The organism is Bacillus crepusculi (genome assembly GCF_014764715.1).
GTDB lineage: Bacteria > Bacillota > Bacilli > Bacillales > Bacillaceae > Bacillus.
The window spans coordinates 65,025-88,374 of the sequence record NZ_JACXXE010000003.1 but is presented as its reverse complement, the minus strand read 5'-3'; the positions used below and the strand labels follow the sequence as shown (position 1 = coordinate 88,374).

Here is a 23,350-nt window from a genome sequence, read left to right as displayed (position 1 = left end):
AATCATTCCCGCTTATTATACCATAATGGACAAATTGCCTTCGTTCTTAGCAAGAGACGTTTCTATCAAACGTTATTCATGTTATACTTCATAATGATGAATGAGTGATGGAGGATTAATAAATGATTGCAGTAAATAATGTTAGTTTGCGCTTTGCTGATCGTAAACTATTTGAAGAAGTAAATATTAAATTCACTCCTGGCAACTGCTACGGTTTAATTGGTGCCAATGGAGCTGGTAAATCAACGTTTCTAAAGATTCTTTCAGGTGAAATTGAGGCTCAGACGGGCGATGTTCATATGAGCCCTGGTGAGCGTTTAGCGATTTTAAAACAGAACCACTTTGAATACGAAGAATTTGAAGTATTAAAAGTCGTCATGATGGGTCACAAACGTCTATATGATGTCATGCAGGAAAAAGACGCGATCTATATGAAGCCTGATTTCTCAGATGAAGACGGGATTCGTGCAGCGGAGCTTGAAGGTGAATTCGCTGAATTAAACGGCTGGGAAGCGGAGAGTGAAGCCGCGATCCTATTAAAAGGTCTTGGCATTCCAGAAGGCCTACAATCTAAGAAAATGTCTGAGCTTGGCGGTTCTGAAAAGGTTAAAGTGTTACTGGCCCAAGCCTTATTCGGTAAACCTGACGTTCTGCTTCTTGATGAGCCGACGAACCACTTAGACTTACAAGCGATTCAGTGGCTTGAAGAATTCCTCATTAACTTTGAAAATACAGTGATCGTCGTATCGCATGATCGTCACTTTTTAAACAAAGTATGTACACATATTGCGGACCTAGACTTCGGAAAAATTCAAGTATATGTCGGTAACTATGATTTTTGGTATGAGTCCAGCCAATTGGCACTGAAACTAAGCCAGGATGCAAATAAGAAAAAAGAAGAGCAAATTAAGCAGCTTCAAGAGTTCGTTGCCCGGTTCAGTGCGAACGCTTCTAAATCGAAGCAAGCGACCTCAAGAAAGAAATTGCTTGATAAAATCTCTTTAGACGACATTAAGCCATCTTCACGTAAATATCCGTATGTTCATTTTGCGCCAGAGCGCGAAATCGGAAATGATGTCCTTCGAGTAGAAGGTCTATCGAAAACAATTGACGGTGTGAAGGTACTTGATAACGTCAGCTTTATCATGAACCGCGAGGATAAAATTGCGTTCCTAAGCCGTAATGAGCTTGCTGTGTCCACTTTATTTAAAATCCTTGCGGGTGAGATGGAGCCAGACGGCGGGACATATAAATGGGGCGTGACAACGTCTCAAGCCTTTTTCCCGAAAGACAACAGTGAATACTTTGAAGGAAATGATGTCGATCTAGTGGATTGGCTTCGTCAATATTCTCCTAATGATCAAAGCGAAAGCTTCTTACGCGGATTCTTAGGACGTATGCTTTTCTCTGGGGAAGAAGTAAAGAAAAAAGCAAGCGTGTTATCAGGAGGAGAAAAGGTTCGTTGTATGCTATCGAAAATGATGCTGTCAGGAGCGAATGTGCTGCTTCTTGATGAGCCGACGAACCACTTAGACCTAGAATCAATTACGGCGCTGAATAACGGTTTAATGAGCTTTAAAGGAGCTATGCTCTTCTCATCTCATGACCATCAGTTTGTTGAAACAGTGGCAAACCGTATCATCGAAGTGACGCCAAATGGCATCGTCGATAAACAAACAACATATGATGAGTTCTTATCAGATCAAGACATTCAAAAGAGACTCAATGAGCTTTATGCGTAAATAAGAAAAGACATCCAAAAGTGGATGTCTTAGCGTGTAGACAAACCCTCGCATTCTTTGTCAGGTCTGCGCGCCGGTGCTCACGAATGTCAAATTCGCTCCGCTCCGGTGCTCGCCCTTCCTAGACTTCAAAGGTTTTCTATCACGCTGAAAGAAGACAAAGGGCTAAAATAAACACCATTTTAGCCCTTTGTCAACAATCTGAGACATCCAAAAGTGGATGTCTTTTTTTTCGATTAAATCGCCCAGTTTCCATTTCGGAAGATCGGTTCGCGTTTCCCGTCTTTTGTGATTCCGTCAATATTCATTTCCTTTGAACCAATCATGAAATCAACGTGTGTAATACTGCTGTTCACACCCGCAGCATCCAATTCCTCTCGTTTCATTTCTTTTCCGCCTTCGATATTAAACGCATATCCGCTGCCGATGGCAAGGTGGTTTGATGCATTTTCATCGTAAAGTGTATTGTAATAAAGAATATTTGAGTTAGAAATTGGTGAATCATCTGGTACGAGGGCAACCTCACCTAGATAATGAGAGCCTTCATCTGTTTCAACGAGAGATTTTAAAATATCTTCGCCTTCTTTTGCTTTCACATCCACAATTTGGCCATTTTCAAAGGTTAATGTGAATTCATCAATGATATTTCCTGCATAGCTGAGCGGCTTTGTGCTTGAGACAGTACCGTTTACACCATCTTTTTTAGGCACGGTAAATACTTCTTCTGTCGGCATATTGGCCATGAATGATATGCCGCGTTCACTCACACTTCCAGCACCTACCCAAATATGCTGCTCTGGAAGCTCAATCGTTAAGTCTGTACCTGGTGCCTCATAGTGCAGCTTGTGGTAGTGACGTTCATTTAATATCTTTACTTTTTCATTGAGTGACTCATCATGCTTTTTCCACGCCTCAACAGGATCTGCTTGATCAGCGCGTGCGACTTTAAAGATTTGATCCCATAATAAAGCGACAGCTTCTTCATCTGTATGGTCAGGGAAAATCTTTTTCGCCCATTCTTTTGATGCAGCACCTACGACCGTCCAAGCGACTTTGTCTGATTGAACGTATTGACGATATGTATGAAGGGCTGAACCAGCGGCTTTTTGCTGTGCAGCGATTTTTTTCGAGTCAATGCCTCGCAGAAGATCAGGGCTTTCTGACAAGATGGTAATAAAAGCGCCGCCGCGTTTTGCGATGGTTTCCATCATCTGTGCTTCCCATTCTGGGAATTGCTCAAATACTTCCTGTGGCGCATGTTCATATTTTAGACGAGTGAGAACACCATCACTCCAGCGGATATGTACGTTTTTCGCCCCGCGCTCATACGCGTGTTTCGCTACAAGACGAACAAGGTCTGCAGATTCAGTAAATGCAGATACGACGACTTCCTGTCCTTTTTGAACATTCACACCGACTTCAACGATGGTCTTAGCATATTGATCTAGTTGTTTTTCAAATGAACTCATAAAAACCCTCCTTTAGTCATGTTCATCATATCAGATTTATGACCGAAAAGGAAAATGAGGAGTCGCTTTGAAGCCAAAATAAAAAAGCCGCTTTCGTGCGGCTTTTTTAGCGGTTCAGTTGTTTCACAGGCTGTGCATTAGAAGGGGGCATATGTGAAAACGACAGGCTCATTCCTCCTAAAATAATACCCGTTAAAATGACTGTGACAACGACCCGTTTACCTAAATCAAGTAACATGTTCTTCCTCCTTCACGGTTATCCATTTCTCACGATATGATTGAAATGATGAAAAAAGAAGTAGAACAGGAAGATTATTTTAATGTTTTTTGCAATTTGTGGATGACTTCTAATGAACGACCCGTTCCAATTGCAACTGATTCAAGCGGATTTGCCGCAATATGGACCGGCACGACGATCTCTTGAGAGAGCCATTCTTGAATTCCATTTAAAAGAGCACCACCACCAGTTAAGATCACGCCGCGGTCCACAATATCACCACTTAGCTCTGGGGGACTGTCCTCTAATGTCGCGCGAATTGCTTCTAAAATATGAAGAAGTGATTCGCGCATGGCACCTTGTATTTCATGAGATTCAAGTGTAATCGTTTTTGGAAGACCTGTCACAAGATCGCGTCCACGCACTTCTAATGACTCAGGCTCATGTTCAATGAGCCCATACCCAATTTCCATTTTTACCTGCTCAGCTGTCCGCTCGCCGATGAGTAGATTGTACTTCTTTCTGACAAACGTAATGATATCTTCATCTAGCTGATCTCCGCCAATTCGAATGGAATGACAAGAGACGACACCGCCAAATGAAATGATTGCAACTTCCGTTGTTCCTCCGCCAATATCTACGACGACGTTTGCAACAGGCTCGTCTACTGGTAGATCAGCACCGATTGCAGCTGCGACAGGCTCTTCAATCAAATGCACATGCTTTGCCCCGCAATTCTTTACAGCATCACTAATTGCGCGGCGCTCGACAGCTGTTGAACCAGAAGGGGTACATACAACGACGGTCGGCTTTCTAAAGGTAAAGCCAATATTTTTCCCAGCTTTTTTCATAATTTGTTTTAGTAAATCTGTTGTCATATCATAATCAGCGATGACACCGTCTTTCATCGGGCGGATCGCCACAATTTTCCCAGGAGTTTTCCCGATCATCTCTTTGGCTTCTGTTCCGACGGCAAGTACAGTTTTTGTTTCTGTATCTACAGCCACGACGGACGGTTCATTTAAAATAATTCCCTTGTTTTTACTATAAACCAATATGTTAGCAGTTCCTAAATCAATTCCAATTTCGGCATTTTGAAACATGTTTTCACCCAATCTCTATTTTTGCTGTTTTAAACAATTTTACATTTAAAAGTTCAGAGGTCTCCTGTCATTTGTGGGGGTTTGTGATGACCTTGAAATGAATCTGTAAAATTCAAGTCTCATTTTGACAATCGCAATAAATTTTCCCTTTGTTTTTTCGTTTATGAAAAATTTTTTTAATCAGGAGAAACCTTTTAAGAATCTCTTACGTCTACGATATATCAATTGGTGAATAACAGATTGATCTTGAGCTAATGAAAGAAAGAGGGAACGAAATTGAAATCTATCGGAGTCGTAAGAAAAGTAGATGAACTAGGGCGTATCGTCATGCCAATCGAATTGAGAAGAGCACTTGATATCAAAATTAAAGACAGTATGGAATTTTTTATAGATGGAGAGAAAATCGTCTTGAAAAAATATCAGCCAGAGGGCGTTTGTCTCATGACTGGTGAGATTACGTCAGAGAACCATGAATATGGAAATGGTCAAATTACATTAAGCGCTGAAGGCGCAGAACTACTGCTAAAAGAGCTGCAAGAAGCCCTTCAGCAGTAACTAAAAATAGCCTGCTCTCTTGCTTCGTGCTGAGAACAGGCTATTTTTTATGAAAAAAGTTCCTTAAAAATGCCTCATCTCCCTCAAAAAATAAGTGGAAAATGGTACAATTGACAAAGAATCTCAGGGCGGAAGGTGGAATCATTTGAACAAAACATATCAAGTGCGGATCTTGTTATCTGTTCTTGCATTTATATTAATCTTAAGCTGGGATTTCTTTTATTATCTAGGCGGCTACCAAATTAATTGGCCGCTCGATCTAGCCTTTACAGTCGTAGTTTTAACTGGTATTTGGGTCGTATCAGGCTATGTAGACCGGTTGAACTTACTTGTGTCAGATTTAAACAAACGAGAAAAAGAAGCACACGAACTGACAGAGCGGCTGAATCGAATAACAGATAACTTGCAAGAAATCGTCTTTGAAACAAATGAAAAGGGTCAAATCATTTTTTTAAATCAAGCATGGAAACAAATGACGGGCTACGACATAGATGAATGTCTAGGCACGATGTACAATCAGTACTTTGATCAAGAAGATCGTGTTGTCGAGCATTTGTTATCTGTGATAAAAGAGCATAAGGATGCGGGGCGAATTGAACTGCAGCTCCTCCATAAAGAGGGAAAGAAGGTATGGGGAGACGTTCATTACAAGCTCTACTTTGATGACCAGCACCAGTTTACCGGAGGCATTGGAACGGTTGCTGATATCACGAAACAAAAGCAGGCAAAGATCGAGCTTGAAAAATCCAATCAGCAATTGCAAATGCAGGCACAAAAGCTCGCCGTTGCAGGACAAATAGCCGCTGGAATTGCCCATGAAGTCAGAAATCCGCTGACATCAGTAAGCGGATTTTTACAGCTGATGAAAACACAATATCCCGAAAGAACCGATTATTTTGACATTATCTTTTCCGAAATTAAACGGATTGATTTTGTTTTAAGTGAGCTACTTGTGTTAGCAAAGCCTCAATCGGTCCATTTTCAAGAAGTCCAGCTTCATGAGCTCCTAGAACAGGTGATTACCCTGCTCAAAACAAATGCAGTTCTTTCGAATATTGATCTCAAGCAGCCATTTAAAAAGCAGGATGCCGGGGCTATCCTAGCAGATGCCAATCAAATGAAGCAGCTGTTCATTAATTTAATCAAAAATGCCATAGAGGCAATGCCTGAAGGCGGGAGCATATACATATCAACAGAGAAAGTGTTGAATGAATGGAAAATCACCATTCAAGATGAAGGAAAAGGGATGTCTGAAGAGGATATTCAGAAAATATATGACCCATTCTTCTCCACGAAAAAAGAAGGAACAGGTCTTGGTCTGACCATCTGTGCAACGATTTTAAAAGATCATCACGGAAGAATGGAAGTATCCAGTGAACTCAGAAAAGGCACAGCTTTTCATATTTATTTACCTGTGTGTTAAAAGAACAGACAGCAGCAAGGCGAGAGGACGTGATTTCATGACGATGAAAACTTTATTTGTATATGGGACGCTTCTAAAACATGAAGAGCACCACATGTCGTATATGGAAGAAAGTAGGTCATTGGCTAAATCAGCTTGGATAAATGGACGGTTATACGAGACAGATGCAGGATACCCTGCATGTGTTCCTACAGAAAAAAGCACAGTATACGGGGAATTGTATGAGGTGACACCTGACACGCTGAATAAGTTAGACGCGCTAGAGGAAGGGTATGACAAGCAGGAAATCGATGTCATGACTGATCAAGGACCAAAGGCAGCCATTGCATACACATTACCAGAGCAGAAGGCATCAGGGATGAAGGAAATTGACAGCGGAAGCTGGAAAGAATACAGACTGTGGCAGCGTAAGCCGTCATCCTTCTATTATTTTGCCTATGGCTCCTGTATGGATGATGCAAGGTTTAAGCTTGCTAAAGTCGATCATTACTTCAAACGAATCGTCGGAGGCGGTGCACTTGACCGCTTTACAACTAGATTTACATTGGTGCGGCCTGATGGATCAAGAGCCGATATGGTAGAAGACGGCGGAGAAACAGAAGGCGTTTTATATGAGGTCCCTTTTGATGCCATTCGTTATTTGTACAAACGAGAGGGTGTATATGAAGGGACTTATCGTCCAGCTTTTGTCGATGTCCGAATGGGTGATCAAGTATATGAGGACTGTTTAACCTTTCTCGTCCTCCAAAAGAGCGAAGAAACCGCTCCGCCAGGTCATTATCGCAGTGAAATTGAAAAAGGAGCAGACCTTTACTTAAGTGAAGCGTTCCGTAAAAAAATTCGTTCGCATATGGATTCATTAATCAAACCGTAGTAAAATGCATGGTAAGTGAGATAAAAGGAGTCTGAACATGAAAAAGGAATATGCAGTCATTGGTCTTGGTCGCTTTGGCGGAAGTATTTGCAAGGCGCTAAGCGAAGAAGGACTTGAAGTGATGGCCATGGATATGAATGAAGATCGAGTAAACGAATACGCGAAAATTGCATCACATGCGGTGATTGGAGATTCGACGGACGAATCTGTTTTAAAGAATCTCGGCATTCGCAATTTTGATCATGTGATCGTTGCGATTGGAGAAAACATACAGGCAAGTATTTTAACCACCATTATGCTGAAAGAGCTTGGCGTCAAAATGGTCACAGTAAAAGCGCAAAATGACTACCATGAAAAGGTGCTCAACAAAATTGGAGCGGATCGCATCGTTCATCCAGAGCGAGACATGGGCAGACGGATTGCACATAAAATTATTTCCAACAACGTGCTGGATTATCTCGAGCTGTCAGATGAGTATAGCCTCATTGAAATCGTTGCAAACAGCAGGCTTGCTGGGCATTCTCTTTTAGATCTCGATATTAGAGCAAGATACGGCATCAATATTGTGGCGATTAAACGCGGGAAAGAAGTCATCGTTTCCCCGCTTGCAGATGAAATGATCCAAAAGGAAGACATCCTCATCGTCATTGGAGCGGTAACCGATATAGGACGCTTTGAAAAACGAGAAATGCAGAACGACGATTAAACACTCCGAGGGTGGGGTGTTTTTTTATCTCATTGTGTACACGACAGGTGGACAGTGAAGGTAGGAAAGAAATTGAAAGGAGCTTATTTTGCTTCTGAATAAAGGCAAAAGTGAGCAGTCGTATTTTTCATGCAATTATCACTATTCAGAAATAAAAATCAGTGCTGTTATATGGTTGATTTTCACTAAATGTCATTGACTGGGCAAACAGATTCGTTTACGATAAGAAACATTATATTGTTTACTTGGAGGAGGCAGTGTCGTTGGATAAGGAGCTTTTCAGACATCAAATTGAGGTAGCTGCAAAGAGAAAAAAAGCAGCCCTAGTGATTAAACATGCGAAGGTTATGGACGTGTTTAACCAGGAATGGATAGACGCTGATGTCGCTGTTGAAAATGGAAAAATAGTAGGGATTGGAGAATACGAGGGAGAGCAGGAGCTGGATGCAACTGGTCAAATGCTTGTACCTGGGTTTATTGATGGCCATGTTCATATTGAGTCCTCCATGGTGACCCCTGCTGAATTCTCCAAAGCTGTCGTTCCCTGCGGTGTGACAACTGTCGTAACAGACCCGCATGAAATTGCCAATGTTTCAGGTATAACAGGCATCCGTTTTATGCTGGAAGAAGCGAGAAAAGCAGCCTTAAATATATATTTCATGCTGCCATCCTGTGTGCCGGCTGTCAGCTTTGAACGATCAGGTGCTACCCTAAAAGCAAAAGATTTAAAACCTCTTTATCAAGAGAAAGAGGTTCTTGGTCTTGCCGAGGTGATGGACTATGTTGGAGTAGAGCATGGAGAAGATGATATGCTTCAAAAACTGCTCGATGCTCAAAATGAGCATAAATTGATTGATGGCCATCTAGCAGGCTTAACAGACCGATTAATCAATGTCTACCGAACAGCAAATATCCAAACAGATCATGAGGTGACAACAGCCGAGGAAGCCCTTGAACGTATAAAACGAGGCATGTATGTCATGCTGAGAGAAGGGTCTGTTGCCAAAAATGCGAAAAATGTTTTGCCAGCTGTCAATGAGAAGAATGCGAGACGCTTTTTCTTCTGTACCGATGATAAGCATTTAGATGATTTACTGGCGCAAGGAAGTATTGATGAACAAGTACGTATGTCTATCAAGGCAGGATTGGACCCCTTTTTAGCGTACCAAATGGGCAGTTTAAACGCTGCAGAATGTTTTGGCCTCAAAACAAAGGGAGCTATTGCACCAGGCTTTGATGCTGATTTTATGCTAGTTTCTGACCTTGATCAAGTAAACATCACAAGCGTCTTTATTGCAGGTGAGTTGGTTGCGCAGTGTGGAGATTATCTGCCAAGTGTTGAAAGAATCGCACCGAGTCCTGCATTATTACAATCTGTCCATACAGTGAATGTTCAACATAAGGATCTTGCACTTCCTATCACAGCTCATCAAAAGATGAACGTCATTCGCATCATACCAAATCAGCTTGAAACAAAGTTAGAACAAGTCTCTCCTTCAGAAATGAACGGACAATTCACTAGTGATACAGAAAGAGATGTATTGAAAATGGTGCTTGTCGAACGACATCAAGGTCTATCTGAAATTGGGGTAGGGATTGTCAGTGGATTTGGTTTAGAAAAAGGAGCGATTGCCACAACTGTGGCGCATGATTCCCATAACTTAATTGCTGTTGGCACAAATGATGCCGATATGATCAAAGCCATTGAGACGTTAAAAGAAGCAGGGGGCGGATTGACGGTTGTAAGGGACAGGCAGCCTCTTCATACACTTCCATTACCGATCTCTGGTTTATTATCAGATCAACCAGCACATCTAGTCAATAAAAGTCTTCATGCACTCCATGAAGCATTGAAAGAAACAGGTTTTGACTTAGATTTTAATCCGTTTTTAACGCTATCCTTCTTAGCACTTCCAGTCATTCCTGATGTAAAAATGACGACTAAGGGATTGTTTGATGTTAGAAGCTTTCAGCATCTCCCGATTCAATCATAAAAGAATGAAGGAGAAACCGCATGTATCTTTGGATACATGCGGTTTTTGAATACCGGATGAAAAAAAGAGACACAGCCAATGGGCTTGTGTCTCTTTGTCTAATTACACTTCCATAATAATCGGTAAGATCATTGGACGGCGTCTAGTTTTTTCATAAAGGAAAGGTGCAAGTGTGTCAGTAATTTCGTTCTTAATTTCTGACCATTGTGTTGTCTTGCGTTCCATCACTTTTTCAAGATGCTTTGAAATTAAATCCTGAGCGTCGTTGATAAGGTCTCCCGATTCTCTCATATAGACAAAGCCTCTTGAAATCAAATCAGGACCAGCAGAGATTTTGAATTCTTTCATGTCCATGCTGACGACAACGATGACAAGACCCTCTTCTGAAAGAATGCGGCGGTCTCTTAAGACGATATTTCCGATATCACCAATGCCACTTCCGTCAATATACACATTGCCTGATGGAATTTTGCCGGCAACACTTGCTTCGTCACCTTTCAGTGCAAGCACTTCACCGTTATCCATGATAAAACAGTTTTCCTCAGGAATGCCGCAATCATTCGCAAGTTTAATATGCGTTTTTTGCATGCGGTATTCACCATGAATCGGCATGAAGAATTTTGGTTTAATTAAACGGAGCATCAGCTTTTGTTCTTCTTGCCCGCCGTGACCAGATGTATGAATATTATTAAGTGAGCCATGAATGACCTCAGCGCCAGCGCGATAAAGCTGGTTGATGGTACGACTTACGCTAATATTGTTACCTGGGATCGGTGAAGATGAGAAGACAACAGTGTCTCCAGGATTAATGGAAATCTGGCGGTGAGTACCGTTTGCAATACGAGAAAGAGCTGCCATCGGTTCACCTTGGCTACCAGTACAAAGAATAGTGACCTTGTTTGCTGGAAGACGGTTGATTTCATTATGTTCAATGAACGTGTTTTTTGGACATTTAATGTAGCCAAGATCTTGTCCAATATCAATGGCAGATTCCATACTGCGTCCGAATACAGCGACTTTTCGGCCGTTGGCAACAGCGGACTCAATGACTTGTTGAAGTCTGTGAATGTTTGAAGCAAACGTTGCAAAGATGATACGTCCATCTACTTTTCTAAAGATGTCATCAATGCTTTCACCTACGCGTCTTTCAGACATCGTAAATTCTGGGATTTCACTGTTTGTACTGTCAGATAGAAGACAAAGGACGCCTTCCTTGCCGATCTCAGCCATTTTTGTTAAATTGGCAGGCTCGCCAACAGGGGTAAAGTCAAACTTGAAATCACCTGTATGTACGATGTTACCAGGAGGTGTCTTCACGACAATTCCATAAGAATCTGGAATACTGTGTGTTGTTCTAAAGAAAGACACAGCTGTTTTTCTAAATTTAATGGTATCTTCTTCTTCATAAATGTGAAGCTTCGTCTGTCTCAACAGACCATGCTCTTCCAGTTTATTACGAAGTAGGCCGATTGCGAGTTTGCCCCCGTAAACTGGAATATTCACTTGCTTGAGAAGGTAAGGGATACCGCCGATGTGGTCTTCATGTCCGTGAGTGATGAATAGACCTTTGATTTTATCTTCGTTTTTAACTAAGTACGTATAGTCAGGGATGACGTAATCAATTCCGAGAAGTTCATCTTCAGGGAACTTAATACCAGCATCAATTAAAATGATTTCATCTTGAAATTGAACGCCATACGTGTTTTTGCCGATCTCGCCTAATCCGCCGAGCGCAAAAACTGCCGCCTGATCGTTTTTTACAAATTTCATTCCTCTCATAGCTCCAATACTTTAAAATTTTCACTTTCTCGTTCATAGTCTAAAAAAGCACCGTCTACAGGCTGAATGAATTCAATATTGTAGTTATGTTTTTTCAACTTATTGCGTACGTCTCTTTCAGAAACCGCTTCAACGTATAGTGAATCTGTGTGTTCTCTTACAGGTACCTCAGTAGTGCTTGCCTGAAAATATACCTTATATATCATCCAAATCTCTCCTTAAATACCGTATGTTACACTCGCTTATTCTATTATATTAAAAAAACGCGCATAAGAAAAGGCTCTGAGAAAAAAGGACCTTCAGCAAATGTGCGGAAGATCCTTTTAAGCAATCGATTTTTTACGAAGCATGTCCTTCCATTGTCTTCGAATTTTCTTACGCAGACGGCGAAGCATCACAGATCGCCTCCTCTCGGTAGATGTCATTTTGGGGCAGTGCGTTCCGTTCTTTCTTTATACTTGTATTATATGATGTTTCCATCTAATGTTACATGGTTATATGTGGGAAATGGGCGTTTTAAAAGGAATTGGTTTCGAAAGCGGAAATCTTTCTGTATGATGAAAGGGAGAGTATGTACATAACGAGAGACAGGAGACGAGATATGAATAAAAAAGTCATCTTCTTTGATATCGACGGTACTTTATATGATCATGATAAAAAAATACCTGAATCAACGAAGCAAGCTGTTCGTTTATTAAAAGAAAAAGGACATCATCTATTCATAGCATCTGGCCGTTCGCCTTTTTTAATCCAGCCTATTTTACAAGAATTAGCACTTGACTCATTTATTGCTTATAACGGTCAATATGTCATGTTTGAGGGAGAAGTCATTTACGGCAATCCGCTCAAGCAGGAGCTGATGGAGCAAATTTATGAAACAGCAGATCGTCATGATCACCCGCTTGTTTTCATGGGAGAAGAAACGATGAAGGCTTCTGTGCCGAACCATCCGTTTATTCATGAAGGAATTGGTACGTTAAAAACAGAGCACCCCGAGCATGATTTGACTTTCTTTAAAGAAAACGACATTTATCAAATGCTGCTATTTTGTAAGGCAGAAGAGGAAGTCCAATATGAGGCGTTCCGCGAAGAAATTGACCTTGTCAGATGGCACGAGCTGTCAACAGACGTCCTGCCAAAAGGCGGATCAAAAGCCGAAGGAATTAAGCGGGTCATCGAAAGACTGCCCTACGATCAAAAGGATACAGTTGCCTTTGGAGACGGTCTGAACGATAGAGAAATGATTTCGTTTGTTGGAACAGGTGTTGCCATGGGGAATGCTGTGAGTGAATTGAAAACATTGGCTGATTTTGTGACAAAACCAGTTGATGAGGACGGCATATTTCATGCAGTGACCCAGTTAGGTCTCATTGAAGAATAAAAAAGAAGACCCTCACTTGCTGGGTCTTCTTTTTTATGATCTGCCGATCGCAACAGAGTTGTCTGGCTCTGCGAATGGCTGATCCTTTTGAATATGATCATAAAACATGATGCCATTTAGGTGGTCAATTTCATGCTGAAAGACGATGGCTGGGAACCCTTTTAAACGGATATCAATGTCCTCACCTTCAAGCGTTGTAGCCTTGACCCTGATTTTTTCATAACGAGGGACGAATCCAGGGATGGCTTCATCAACAGATAGGCAGCCTTCTCCAGTTGCCAAATAAGCTCTTTTGACTGAATGACTGACAATTCGAGGGTTGAACAGGGCGTAGCTGTATTGCTTCCCGTCCTCATCCTCACAGTGAACAGCGATCATACGTTTACTTATATTGATTTGCGGAGCTGCGAGTCCTACGCCGGGTCTCAGTCCATATTTTTCAGCCATGTCTTCATCCTGACTATTTTTGACGAATTCGATCATGTCAGCTAATTGCTGTTTTTCCTCTTCTGTTGGCGGGAGTTCGACCGCTTCAGCTGTTTGCCTTAAAACGGGATGCCCGTCTCGTACGATATCATCCATGGTAATCACAAAACTTCACTCCTATTTCCTTTGTATGTAAAGTATATAAAATGATACACAACATATGCAATGAAATAAAGAAGACCGGTCATAAGAGACCGGTCAGAGGCTTAGACAGCCATTAGCAGCAGCCGCCGCCTAAGAATGCCGCGCCTACAATGATCAATAGGATGAAAAGGACGACGATTAAAGCGAATGTACGTCCACCACCATATCCATATCCACCACCATAACTTGGATAACAACAGCCACCACCGTATCCGTAACCGTAACCGCCGTATCCACCATACAAACTTCCATGACTATAATTAGACATATTTTTGACCTCCTTTGGAAATACACTCGGCCTTTTAGAAGTGAAGGCGAAGCGTGTAATATAAACTATGTATGAATGCACTATTTGTATAGTCATGAGCCTATAGCTTGAAAAAAATCTTCTTCCCCCTAAAAAGGCTATCCTCTTTCCTTGTCACAAACGCCTATAAAAATTATAGTGGTATGTGGAGATATAAAGGGGGACCTTTTGATGAGACAGAGGAACAGATACATAAAAGCAGGTGCGATTTTAGCAGGGATATGTACACTCTTACTTGCAGGATGCGGTGGTCAAAGCCCGTTCAATGAGATGCAAGATGCGATGACAAAAATGAGCGAAAAAGAAAAATCATTTGAAAAAGAGCAGGACGCACTGCAAAACTATGAGAAAAAAGAGCAGCAGCTGTATACAAAAATGATACAAACCACAAAGGACCATACAAAAACAGTGTCAAGCCTTTCTGATCAGGCGCTAGCATCAGCTGCGAAGAGAGAAGAACATTTAAAAACAGAAAAAGATAGCATGGATCAATCGAAAAAAGAATTACAAACTGTAAAGGAATCTGCCGGGCGGATACAAGATGCAGCATTAAAGGAGAAAGCTGATCAAACGGTGAAATCAATCGAGAAGAGATATGCGTCGTATGATCAGCTTTACCGAGAGTATCAAAAGGCGCTGAAACAAGACCAGCATTTATATCATTCTTTAAAGAAGAAAGACTTAGGATACGAGGAACTGAAATCCAAGCTGAAGACAGTGAATCGTTCCTACAGCAAGGTCAGAAAAGAAAGCAAGAAGTTCAATCAATATACAGACCAATTGAATGAGCATAAACAGGCGTTGTACAAAGCGGCAGATAAAGAGTCAAACAAGAGCTGAAGAACAGCTCTTGTTTTATTTTTCGACAAAAACAAACATTTGCTATTGTAGTACAGTGATGCCCTCTATACTAGTACAGTTCGCGCTACTCGTTAAACAGATTGATACAGTTCACCATAAAAAGTAAAGCGAATACATTTATTTAAATAAAGCTGTTAAATCAATTGACGGACTATTTTTCTTGTTGTAAACTAATCCTTGTTAACAGAAGTTGTATTAGTTTTTTGTGAACTATCGTTAATACAGTTAGAAGGACTCAAAAGTAAGCGATCATCCAATGTTTCGACAACACCCTTTGTGGCTATTATATACAGGAGTCATATGAGTATTTTGGGTTATCCTATATCTGTATGTATAAATGGATTCACGACAAATTGACTGTTAAAAGAAAGGAAGAGGTGACTTTAGAATGGCTGCAAAAACAAAAAAAGCAATTGTTGATAGCAAAAAGCAATTTGATGCCATCAAAAAGCAGTTTGAAACGTTTCAAATTTTAAACGAAAAAGGCGAAGTCGTAAACGAAGCGGCAATGCCGGATCTTTCAGATGACCAATTAAAAGAATTAATGCGCCGTATGGTGTTTACACGTGTATTAGATCAACGTTCAATTTCATTGAACCGTCAAGGACGTCTTGGCTTCTATGCGCCAACTGCTGGACAAGAAGCTTCTCAGCTTGCAACTCACTTTGCACTTGAGAAAGAAGATTTCATTCTACCAGGATATCGTGATGTACCACAATTAATCTGGCATGGTCTTCCGCTAACAAAAGCATTCTTGTTCTCTCGTGGACATTTTGTTGGTAACCAAATGCCTGAAGATGTAAATGCACTTTCTCCGCAAATCATTATCGGTGCACAAATCATTCAAGCTGCTGGTGTAGCCCTTGGTTTGAAAAAGCGCGGTAAAAACGCTGTTGCAATCACTTACACTGGTGATGGCGGAGCTTCACAAGGTGATTTCTACGAAGGTATTAACTTTGCAGGGGCTTACAAAGCGCCAGCGATTTTTGTTGTCCAAAACAACAGATATGCGATCTCTACACCTGTTGAAAAGCAATCTGCAGCACAAACGATTGCACAAAAAGCAGCTGCAGCTGGTATCGTAGGCGTACAAGTTGACGGTATGGATGCATTAGCTGTATATGCAGTGACTGCTGAAGCTCGTGAGCGCGCTGTAAATGGTGAAGGTCCAACATTAATCGAAACTCTTACATTCCGTTACGGCCCACATACAATGGCTGGTGACGATCCAACAAGATATCGTACTAAAGAAGATGAAAACGAGTGGGAGCAAAAAGATCCATTGGTACGCTACCGCAAATTCTTGGAAAACAAAGGCCTATGGTCTGAAGAAGAAGAGAATAAAGTCATCGAAGATGCAAAAGAACAAATCAAACAAGCGATCAAAGAAGCTGACGAACAGCCTAAGCAAAAAGTCACTGATTTGATTGAAAACATGTACGATGTGAAACCGTTCAACTTGGTTGAACAGCTTGAAATCTACAAACAGAAGGAGTCGAAGTAAGCCATGGCGCAAATGACAATGATTCAAGCGATCACTGATGCGTTACGCACAGAACTGAAAAATGACGAAAACGTTCTCGTTTTCGGAGAAGACGTTGGTAAAAACGGCGGCGTATTCCGTGCGACTGAAGGATTGCAAAAAGAGTTTGGTGAGGATCGTGTATTCGATACTCCACTTGCTGAATCTGGTATTGGCGGTCTTGCAATTGGCCTTGGACTACAAGAATTCCGCCCAGTAATGGAAATTCAATTCTTCGGATTCGTTTACGAAGTATTAGATTCTATTTCTGGACAAATGGCTCGTATGCGTTACCGTTCTGGCGGACGCTGGCATTCTCCAGTGACAATCCGTTCTCCATTTGGCGGAGGAGTTCATACACCTGAGCTTCACGCTGACAGCTTAGAAGGTCTTATCGCACAACAGCCTGGTATCAAGGTTGTTATTCCTTCAACACCTTACGATGCAAAAGGACTATTAATTTCTTCAATTCGTGACAACGATCCAGTCGTGTTCCTTGAGCATATGAAACTTTATCGTTCTTTCCGTCAGGAAGTTCCTGAAGAAGAGTACACAATTGAAATTGGTAAAGCGGATGTGAAACGTGAAGGTTCTGACCTTTCAATCATCACTTACGGTGCAATGGTTCACGAATCACTTAAAGCGGCTGAAGAACTTGAAAAAGAAGGCGTTTCTGCTGAAGTCATCGACCTTCGTACAGTGAGCCCGCTTGATATTGAAACAATCATCGCTTCTGTTGAAAAAACAGGTCGTGCGATCGTTGTTCAAGAAGCACAAAAACAAGCTGGTATTGCGGCAAACGTAGTAGCTGAAATCAATGACAGAGCAATCCTTAGCCTAGAAGCACCAGTACTTCGTGTAGCTGCACCTGATACTGTATTTGCTTTCTCTCAAGCTGAGAGCGTATGGCTTCCAAACCATAAAGACGTGCTTGAAACAGCTAAGAAAGTTCTTGAATTTTAATTAAATGACAGAGGGGAAAAGAATTTATTTCTCTTCCCCTTTATCAATTACATGACCGTGTAATAATGACAGAGCAAGGATTTAACATAATTTAGGAGGCGAAAAACAGTGGCATTTGAATTTAAACTTCCGGACATCGGAGAAGGTATCCACGAAGGTGAGATCGTTAAGTGGTTTGTAAAACCAAACGACGAAATCAATGAAGATGACGTTTTAGCAGAGGTACAAAATGATAAAGCAGTTGTAGAAATTCCTTCACCTGTTAAAGGAAAAGTATTAGAATTAAAAGTTGAAGAGGGAACAGTTGCAACTGTAGGACAAACAATCATTACGTTTGATGCACCTGGTTACGAAAATCTTCAATTTAAAGGCAGCGAAGAAGAAGGCGAAGCGAAAACTGAAGCTCAAGTACAAGGTACTGCTGAAGCTGGTAACGAGCCTGAAAAGAAAGAAGTAGCTCAAGAAGAAGCGGCAGCAGCAACTGGTGCAGGCGCACAAGAGCAAGTAGATGCTGATCCAAACAAACGCGTCATCGCTATGCCATCTGTACGTAAATATGCGCGCGAAAAAGGCGTTGAAATTTACAAAGTTGCAGGTTCTGGTAAAAATGGTCGCGTGCTAAAAGAAGATATCGACAGCTTCCTTAATGGTGGTTCTGCAACTCAAGAAGCAGCACCTCAAGCAGCTGAAAGTGCGAAAGAAGAAGCAGCTCCAAAAGCGGCAGCAGCTCCAGTTCTAGAAGGAGAATTCCCAGAAACTCGCGAGAAAATGAGCGGAATCCGCAAAGCGATCGCAAAAGCAATGGTGAACTCTAAGCATACAGCTCCTCACGTAACATTAATGGATGAAGTTGATGTAACAAACCTTGTTGCACATCGTAAACAATTCAAACAAGTTGCAGCTGATCAAGGAATCAAGTTAACTTACTTGCCTTACGTTGTAAAAGCTCTAACTTCTGCTTTGAAAAAGTACCCAGTACTTAACACTTCTATCGATGATAAAACAGATGAAGTTGTTCAAAAGCATTACTACAACATTGGAATTGCAGCTGACACTGAAAAAGGCCTGCTTGTTCCAGTTGTGAAAAATGCAGATCGCAAAGCGATTTTCGAAGTATCTAACGAAATCAACGAGCTTGCAACAAAAGCACGTGAAGGTAAATTGGCTCCAGCTGAAATGAAAGGTGCATCTTGCACAATCACAAACATCGGTTCTGCTGGTGGACAATGGTTTACTCCAGTCATCAACCACCCAGAAGTAGCGATCCTTGGTATTGGCCGTATCGCTGAAAAAGCGGTTGTTCGTGATGGCGAAATCGTTGCAGCTCCAGTCTTAGCTCTTTCCCTAAGCTTTGACCACCGTATGATTGACGGAGCGACTGCGCAAAATGCCCTTAACCACATCAAGCGTTTATTGAATGATCCACAATTAATTTTAATGGAGGCGTAAATTCATGGTAGTAGGAGATTTCCCAATCGAAACAGATACTCTTGTCATTGGTGCAGGTCCTGGTGGATATGTAGCTGCTATTCGTGCTGCACAGCTTGGACAAAAAGTAACAATCGTTGAAAAAGGAACGCTTGGCGGTGTATGTCTAAACGTCGGCTGTATCCCTTCAAAAGCATTAATCAATGCTGGTCATCGTTTCGAACATGCAAAGCATTCTGAAGACATGGGTATCAAAGCTGAAAACGTAACAGTTGACTTCTCAAAAGTTCAAGAGTGGAAAGCTTCTGTTGTGAACAAATTAACAGGTGGAGTTCAAGGTCTTCTTAAAGGAAATAAAGTAGACATCGTCAAAGGTGAAGCTTATTTCGTAGACAGCAACTCTGTACGTGTAATGGATGAAAATTCAGCACAAACTTACACTTTCAAAAACGCAATTCTTGCAACTGGATCTCGTCCAATTGAATTGCCTACATTTAAATACACGGATCGCGTCATCAACTCAACTGGTGCTTTAGCGCTTAAAGAAGTACCTAAAAAGTTAGTTGTGATCGGTGGCGGATACATCGGTACTGAGCTTGGAACTGCTTATGCAAACTTTGGAACAGAAGTTGTCATCCTTGAAGGTGGAGACGAAATCCTTCCAGGCTTTGAAAAGCAAATGAGCTCATTGGTTAAACGTAACCTGAAGAAAAAAGGAAACGTTGAAATCCATACAAACGCTCTTGCAAAAGGCGTTAAAGAAACATCTGATGGTGTCACTGTTACTTTCGAAGTAAAAGGTGAAGAAAAAACAGTTGATGCTGATTACGTACTTGTTACAGTTGGCCGTCGTCCAAACACGGATGAGCTTGGTCTTGAGCAAGTTGGTGTTGAATTGACAGACCGCGGAGTTGTCAAAACAGACAAACAATGCCGTACAAGCGTATCTAATATTTATGCAATTGGTGACATCGTTGATGGACCACCACTTGCACACAAAGCTTCTTATGAAGGTAAAATTGCAGCTGAAGCAATCGCTGGAGAGCCAGCTGAAATTGATTACCTTGGTATTCCTGCTGTTGTATTCTCTGAGCCAGAACTTGCAACTGTTGGATACACTGAAGCAGAAGCTAAAGAAGAAGGAATCGAAATCGTTGCAGCGAAATTCCCATTCGCAGCGAACGGACGTGCACTTTCTCTTGACGCAACTGATGGCTTCATGAAAATGATCACTCGTAAAGAGGATGGTCTAGTCATCGGTGCACAAATTGCAGGTGTTGGCGCTTCTGATATGATTTCAGAGCTTAGCCTTGCCATCGAAGCTGGCGTAACGGCTGAAGATATCGCAATGACTATTCACGCTCACCCAACTTTAGGTGAAATCACAATGGAAACGGCTGAAGTAGCAATTGGAAGCCCAATTCATATCGTAAAATAATCATCTATAAAACCCTCTCCTTTTGGAGAGGGTTTTTTTAAACACTAGTAAAAGGCTACTCAAATGTCTCCATCAGAAAAACCCCTCATGAGAAGAGGGGTTTTTTCATATGGTTATCTATAAGTGCAAGGTCGAACGTTAATTTGTATTCACGCGGTCTAATGCATGACATAAAGGTGATAAGATATCCTCTTTACTGCGGACATTTCCTTCAACCTTCACAATGACTTTTTCATCATTGACAAGTAAAATAGCCGGTACTTCATCTACTTCGTTTTTCCAGCCTTTACGATCTTCTTTGACAATCATTTTTGACATTTCCTTTGGGTACTCGTTTTTCAAATCGAGTACTGCATCATAATAGGGACTTTCTTTATCAAGATTTTCTGCATCAGTAAAAAAGAGAATTCTTGGTTTTTGAATATGACGGACTTGGTCTGTCTGATTCGGTATGATATAAGCAAATGAGCATGAACTAAGTACAAAGAGCATGGGGAATATAATGAGAAGTGTCCTCATAAAATTCAATCTATTCACCTCAAAATCCTTTGGGGGTATCCCAACATTTTTAGGAGTCAGTTCCCTTTTTGTCACTCTAGTGTATCATGTCCATTTTGACAATTTTCGATTGTTACTCAATTGTTACAGAATTGATATGAAGCAAAATACAATTGAAACGTTCCCTCAATATGATGAGGAAAAAGCATATTTTTATAAAAATGATTAAATGTGTCATACAATTAACCGTTGACAACTCAAATGTGACATCATATTATGGAGATAAGAAATAGATTAAACGCTTTCAAACAAACTATAAGTGAAGAAAAGGGGAATGTACGTGGGTACAATTATTTGTCAGGATTGCAATGAAACCATTGATCAATTTGAGAATGAAAAGGTGACAACGTTATATGGAACGTGTGGTCACTGTCATTGCTGTGATGATGCCTCTGAATAAATAAAAAAGCATGCAGCTCCGTTTGGGGCTGCATGTTTCTTTTTTATAAAATTGGTTTTTGTTCCTTTATCACTCGGATCATCTCTAGCGATGAATCTTCAGGTCCTTGGACAGGGAGGCCAATTTCAATATTTTTAAAAATATACGAGACATTTTCTTCTGTGATAATTTCACCTGGGATAAAAATCGGAATGCCTGGCGGGTATACCATGACAAACTCTGCAATGATGCGGCCAGCTGCTTCTTTAAATGGAATCACTTCTGTTGTGGCGTAAAAGGCGTCACGCGGCGTCATGGCAAGCGATGGGATCTCAGGCAGCAAGACTTCTGTTACCGCTTGTTTGCCGATTTCACATGTAGACGATGCGGCAATTTCTTTCATAGCCGTCACAAGCGTATCAATCGTCTCCTCAGAATCGCCAGGGGTCACGATACATAAAATGTTGTAAAGGTCAGAGAGCTCCACTTCAATCCGGTAGCTTTCTCTCAGCCATTTTTCGACATCATGTCCATTTAGCCCAAGATCTTTAATCGAGATAATTAATTTCGTTGGGTCATAATCGTAAGTAGAGGCCGAACCGAGTATTTCCTGACCAATACAGGTAATGCCGTTAATTTGATTCAGGCGTTTTCTCGCTGATTCAGACAACCGAATCGCTTCATCGGCGAGCGCCTTTCCTTCAGTGGCTAATCGCTTTCTAGCGACATCAAGTGACGCTAAGAGCAAATAAGAAGTGGACGTTGTCGTCAGCATGCTCAAAATCGATTGCACGCGGTCCTTTGAAACAAGTCCTTCCTTCATATTTAAAATAGAGCTTTGTGTGAGGGAGCCGCCGAGTTTATGGACACTTGTTGCCGCCATGTCGGCACCCGCCTGCATCGCGGACAGCGGTAGCTCATCGTGAAAATGAATATGCACACCGTGTGCTTCATCCACAAGGACAGGCACATGAAATGAATGAGCAATCTCTACGATCGATTTTAAGTCAGCAGAAATGCCAAAATACGTTGGATTAATCACAAGTAACCCTTTTGCGTCTGGATGCTCTGTCAGTGCTTTTTTGGCTGAGTCTGGTGTAATGCCGTGAGAGATACCAAGCTCTTTATCGATTTCTGGGTGAATAAAAACAGGAATTGCGCCAGAAAATACAATCGCGGACATAATTGATTTATGGACATTACGCGGAACAATGATTTTATCTCCAGGTCCACAGACCGTCATCACCATTGTCATGATTGCGCCGCTTGTTCCTTGAATGGAGAAAAACGTATGGTCAGCACCGAATGCTTCAGCAGCTAAATCTTGTGCTTCTTTTATCATCCCTCGAGGCGAATGTAAATCATCGAGAGGCTCTATATTAATGAGGTCAATGCTTAATGCATTGTCACCAATGAATGCTCTAAATTCAGGATCCATTCCGGCTCCCTTTTTATGGCCTGGAATGTGAAATTGGACTGGATTGGTTGCAGCGTGTTTTTTTAGTCCAGTGTATAAGGGTGTATCATGTTGTGACAATTGCTTTCCCACCTTCATCGAAATACCTGCTATTATTGTGCCAATAACGGCAGATTTCATTGCATAAAACAAAAGAATTATATTATGAACTGATCGGAATGTAAAGCATAAAATCAATCGGTTTCTGATAGATCAAGTGCTATAATGAAAGTTCAAATAAGAAATGAGTATTAAAGTGAGGGACAAGTAAATGGAATATCAATATCCAATGGATGTCGACTGGACAACAGAGGAAAAAATTGCGGTCATTTCGTTTTTTCAAGCTGTTGAAAAAGCGTATGAAAAAGGAATAGCCAAGCAGGAATTATTAAATGCTTATAAACGATTTAAAGAGGTTGTGCCATCGAAAGCAGAGGAAAAGACGCACTCTGCGGCGTTTGAAAAGGGAAGTGGGTATTCCCCTTACCGCGCAGTGAAAAGGGCTAGAGAGGCGGAAGAAACAGCGATTATACGTATGTAAAAAAACGAGCCGTGTAATAGGCTC

General features: G+C 41.3%; 23 protein-coding genes. 14 read left to right on the top strand and 9 right to left on the bottom strand.

All coding sequences use genetic code 11. The features are described from left to right. Positions 1–122: 122 nt before the first annotated feature. Positions 123–1,742 (top strand): ABC-F family ATP-binding cassette domain-containing protein, encoded by a 1,620-nt coding sequence (locus tag IEE86_RS07225; protein WP_191096600.1) that lies wholly within the window; start codon positions 123–125, stop codon positions 1,740–1,742. 236 nt (positions 1,743–1,978) lie between these two features. Here the strand turns inward: IEE86_RS07225 and IEE86_RS07220 are convergent, their stop codons facing one another. The 3 genes from IEE86_RS07220 to mreBH form a co-directional block, all read right to left on the bottom strand. Then, a complete protein-coding gene (locus IEE86_RS07220; RefSeq protein WP_191096599.1) occupies positions 1,979–3,211 on the bottom strand; it encodes an aminopeptidase in 1,233 nt (410 codons plus the stop codon). A 106-nt stretch (positions 3,212–3,317) separates the two neighbouring features. Then, entirely contained in the window at positions 3,318–3,449 is a 132-nt protein-coding gene (locus IEE86_RS07215) for a protein YkpC (RefSeq protein WP_003210922.1), read from the bottom strand. A 74-nt stretch (positions 3,450–3,523) separates the two neighbouring features. Continuing rightward, complete coding sequence (gene mreBH / locus IEE86_RS07210; RefSeq protein WP_012009812.1) at positions 3,524–4,531, bottom strand: rod-share determining protein MreBH; 1,008 nt, start codon at positions 4,529–4,531, stop codon at positions 3,524–3,526. 276 nt (positions 4,532–4,807) lie between these two features. Here mreBH and IEE86_RS07205 point away from each other — a divergent pair, with 276 nt between their 5' ends. From IEE86_RS07205 to ade, 5 genes are all read left to right on the top strand, one after another. Beyond that, entirely contained in the window at positions 4,808–5,086 is a 279-nt protein-coding gene (locus tag IEE86_RS07205; protein ID WP_191096598.1) for an AbrB/MazE/SpoVT family DNA-binding domain-containing protein, read from the top strand. A gap of 145 nt (positions 5,087–5,231) precedes the next feature. Continuing rightward, positions 5,232–6,509, top strand: coding sequence for an ATP-binding protein (locus tag IEE86_RS07200; RefSeq protein WP_191096597.1), 1,278 nt, complete (start codon positions 5,232–5,234; stop codon positions 6,507–6,509). A 37-nt stretch (positions 6,510–6,546) separates the two neighbouring features. Further along, positions 6,547–7,383 carry a gamma-glutamylcyclotransferase family protein gene (locus tag IEE86_RS07195; protein ID WP_191096596.1) on the top strand — a complete coding sequence of 279 codons (837 nt, stop codon included), beginning with the start codon at positions 6,547–6,549 and terminating at the stop codon, positions 7,381–7,383. A 37-nt stretch (positions 7,384–7,420) separates the two neighbouring features. Beyond that, the gene (locus IEE86_RS07190) at positions 7,421–8,089 is read left to right on the top strand and encodes a potassium channel family protein (RefSeq protein WP_191096595.1); all 669 of its coding nucleotides are present in this window, start codon (positions 7,421–7,423) and stop codon (positions 8,087–8,089) included. 263 nt (positions 8,090–8,352) lie between these two features. After that, on the top strand, positions 8,353–10,083 hold the full coding sequence (gene ade / locus IEE86_RS07185; protein WP_191096594.1) for an adenine deaminase: 1,731 nt from the start codon (positions 8,353–8,355) through the stop codon (positions 10,081–10,083). Between the two features lie 102 nt (positions 10,084–10,185). On the opposite strand, the gene rnjA is transcribed toward ade, so the two are convergent. Together rnjA and IEE86_RS07175 are read right to left on the bottom strand one after the other, a co-directional pair. Further along, a complete protein-coding gene (gene rnjA / locus IEE86_RS07180) occupies positions 10,186–11,853 on the bottom strand; it encodes a ribonuclease J1 (protein WP_003212511.1) in 1,668 nt (555 codons plus the stop codon). Between the two features lie 5 nt (positions 11,854–11,858). Continuing rightward, entirely contained in the window at positions 11,859–12,068 is a 210-nt protein-coding gene (locus IEE86_RS07175) for a DNA-dependent RNA polymerase subunit epsilon (RefSeq protein ID WP_191096593.1), read from the bottom strand. 395 nt (positions 12,069–12,463) lie between these two features. Between IEE86_RS07175 and IEE86_RS07170 the strand changes: the two genes are divergently transcribed. Next, positions 12,464–13,243 (top strand): Cof-type HAD-IIB family hydrolase, encoded by a 780-nt coding sequence (locus tag IEE86_RS07170; protein WP_191096592.1) that lies wholly within the window; start codon positions 12,464–12,466, stop codon positions 13,241–13,243. 33 nt (positions 13,244–13,276) lie between these two features. Here IEE86_RS07170 and def read toward each other — a convergent pair whose 3' ends face one another. Both def and IEE86_RS07160 read right to left on the bottom strand, forming a co-directional pair. Then, the gene (gene def / locus IEE86_RS07165) at positions 13,277–13,834 is read right to left on the bottom strand and encodes a peptide deformylase (protein WP_191096591.1); all 558 of its coding nucleotides are present in this window, start codon (positions 13,832–13,834) and stop codon (positions 13,277–13,279) included. A 112-nt stretch (positions 13,835–13,946) separates the two neighbouring features. Continuing rightward, positions 13,947–14,117 carry a YjcZ family sporulation protein gene (locus tag IEE86_RS07160; protein WP_224740882.1) on the bottom strand — a complete coding sequence of 57 codons (171 nt, stop codon included), beginning with the start codon at positions 14,115–14,117 and terminating at the stop codon, positions 13,947–13,949. A 234-nt stretch (positions 14,118–14,351) separates the two neighbouring features. Between IEE86_RS07160 and IEE86_RS07155 the strand changes: the two genes are divergently transcribed. The 5 genes from IEE86_RS07155 to lpdA all read left to right on the top strand — a co-directional run bounded on the left by IEE86_RS07155 (position 14,352) and on the right by lpdA (position 20,392). Beyond that, a complete protein-coding gene (locus IEE86_RS07155; protein ID WP_191096589.1) occupies positions 14,352–15,020 on the top strand; it encodes a YkyA family protein in 669 nt (222 codons plus the stop codon). A gap of 409 nt (positions 15,021–15,429) precedes the next feature. Then, entirely contained in the window at positions 15,430–16,545 is a 1,116-nt protein-coding gene (gene pdhA, locus IEE86_RS07150) for a pyruvate dehydrogenase (acetyl-transferring) E1 component subunit alpha (RefSeq protein WP_191096588.1), read from the top strand. A gap of 3 nt (positions 16,546–16,548) precedes the next feature. After that, the gene (gene pdhB / locus IEE86_RS07145; RefSeq protein WP_191096587.1) at positions 16,549–17,526 is read left to right on the top strand and encodes a pyruvate dehydrogenase complex E1 component subunit beta; all 978 of its coding nucleotides are present in this window, start codon (positions 16,549–16,551) and stop codon (positions 17,524–17,526) included. A 108-nt stretch (positions 17,527–17,634) separates the two neighbouring features. Then, positions 17,635–18,975 carry a dihydrolipoamide acetyltransferase family protein gene (locus tag IEE86_RS07140; protein WP_191096586.1) on the top strand — a complete coding sequence of 447 codons (1,341 nt, stop codon included), beginning with the start codon at positions 17,635–17,637 and terminating at the stop codon, positions 18,973–18,975. A 4-nt stretch (positions 18,976–18,979) separates the two neighbouring features. After that, positions 18,980–20,392 (top strand): dihydrolipoyl dehydrogenase, encoded by a 1,413-nt coding sequence (gene lpdA, locus IEE86_RS07135; protein WP_191096585.1) that lies wholly within the window; start codon positions 18,980–18,982, stop codon positions 20,390–20,392. 138 nt (positions 20,393–20,530) lie between these two features. Here lpdA and IEE86_RS07130 read toward each other — a convergent pair whose 3' ends face one another. Next, entirely contained in the window at positions 20,531–20,911 is a 381-nt protein-coding gene (locus tag IEE86_RS07130; RefSeq protein WP_224740881.1) for a hypothetical protein, read from the bottom strand. Positions 20,912–21,230: 319 nt separating this feature from the next. Between IEE86_RS07130 and IEE86_RS07125 the strand changes: the two genes are divergently transcribed. Beyond that, positions 21,231–21,350: a GapA-binding peptide SR1P gene (locus IEE86_RS07125; protein WP_191096584.1), complete on the top strand. Its 120-nt coding sequence runs from the start codon at positions 21,231–21,233 to the stop codon at positions 21,348–21,350. A 43-nt stretch (positions 21,351–21,393) separates the two neighbouring features. Here the strand turns inward: IEE86_RS07125 and IEE86_RS07120 are convergent, their stop codons facing one another. Continuing rightward, positions 21,394–22,866, bottom strand: a complete 1,473-nt coding sequence (locus IEE86_RS07120) for an aminotransferase class I/II-fold pyridoxal phosphate-dependent enzyme (protein ID WP_191096583.1) — start codon at positions 22,864–22,866, stop codon at positions 21,394–21,396. A 190-nt stretch (positions 22,867–23,056) separates the two neighbouring features. Between IEE86_RS07120 and IEE86_RS07115 the strand changes: the two genes are divergently transcribed. Beyond that, entirely contained in the window at positions 23,057–23,326 is a 270-nt protein-coding gene (locus tag IEE86_RS07115) for a UPF0223 family protein (RefSeq protein WP_191096582.1), read from the top strand. The last annotated feature ends 24 nt before the right edge of the window (positions 23,327–23,350 follow it).

Excerpts from the sequence above, each read along its gene's own strand:
- IEE86_RS07225 (WP_191096600.1), top strand. The coding sequence starts at position 123 with ATGATTGCAGTAAATAATGTTAGTTTGCGCTTTGCTGATCGTAAACTA.
- IEE86_RS07220 (WP_191096599.1), bottom strand. The coding sequence starts at position 3,211 with ATGAGTTCATTTGAAAAACAACTAGATCAATATGCTAAGACCATCGTT.
- IEE86_RS07215 (WP_003210922.1), bottom strand. The coding sequence starts at position 3,449 with ATGTTACTTGATTTAGGTAAACGGGTCGTTGTCACAGTCATTTTAACG.
- mreBH (WP_012009812.1), bottom strand. The coding sequence starts at position 4,531 with ATGTTTCAAAATGCCGAAATTGGAATTGATTTAGGAACTGCTAACATA.
- IEE86_RS07195 (WP_191096596.1), top strand. The coding sequence starts at position 6,547 with ATGACGATGAAAACTTTATTTGTATATGGGACGCTTCTAAAACATGAA.
- IEE86_RS07190 (WP_191096595.1), top strand. The coding sequence starts at position 7,421 with ATGAAAAAGGAATATGCAGTCATTGGTCTTGGTCGCTTTGGCGGAAGT.
- rnjA (WP_003212511.1), bottom strand. The coding sequence starts at position 11,853 with ATGAAATTTGTAAAAAACGATCAGGCGGCAGTTTTTGCGCTCGGCGGA.
- IEE86_RS07175 (WP_191096593.1), bottom strand. The coding sequence starts at position 12,068 with ATGATATATAAGGTATATTTTCAGGCAAGCACTACTGAGGTACCTGTA.
- IEE86_RS07170 (WP_191096592.1), top strand. The coding sequence starts at position 12,464 with ATGAATAAAAAAGTCATCTTCTTTGATATCGACGGTACTTTATATGAT.
- IEE86_RS07155 (WP_191096589.1), top strand. The coding sequence starts at position 14,352 with ATGAGACAGAGGAACAGATACATAAAAGCAGGTGCGATTTTAGCAGGG.
- pdhA (WP_191096588.1), top strand. The coding sequence starts at position 15,430 with ATGGCTGCAAAAACAAAAAAAGCAATTGTTGATAGCAAAAAGCAATTT.
- pdhB (WP_191096587.1), top strand. The coding sequence starts at position 16,549 with ATGGCGCAAATGACAATGATTCAAGCGATCACTGATGCGTTACGCACA.
- lpdA (WP_191096585.1), top strand. The coding sequence starts at position 18,980 with ATGGTAGTAGGAGATTTCCCAATCGAAACAGATACTCTTGTCATTGGT.
- IEE86_RS07130 (WP_224740881.1), bottom strand. The coding sequence starts at position 20,911 with ATGAGGACACTTCTCATTATATTCCCCATGCTCTTTGTACTTAGTTCA.
- IEE86_RS07115 (WP_191096582.1), top strand. The coding sequence starts at position 23,057 with ATGGAATATCAATATCCAATGGATGTCGACTGGACAACAGAGGAAAAA.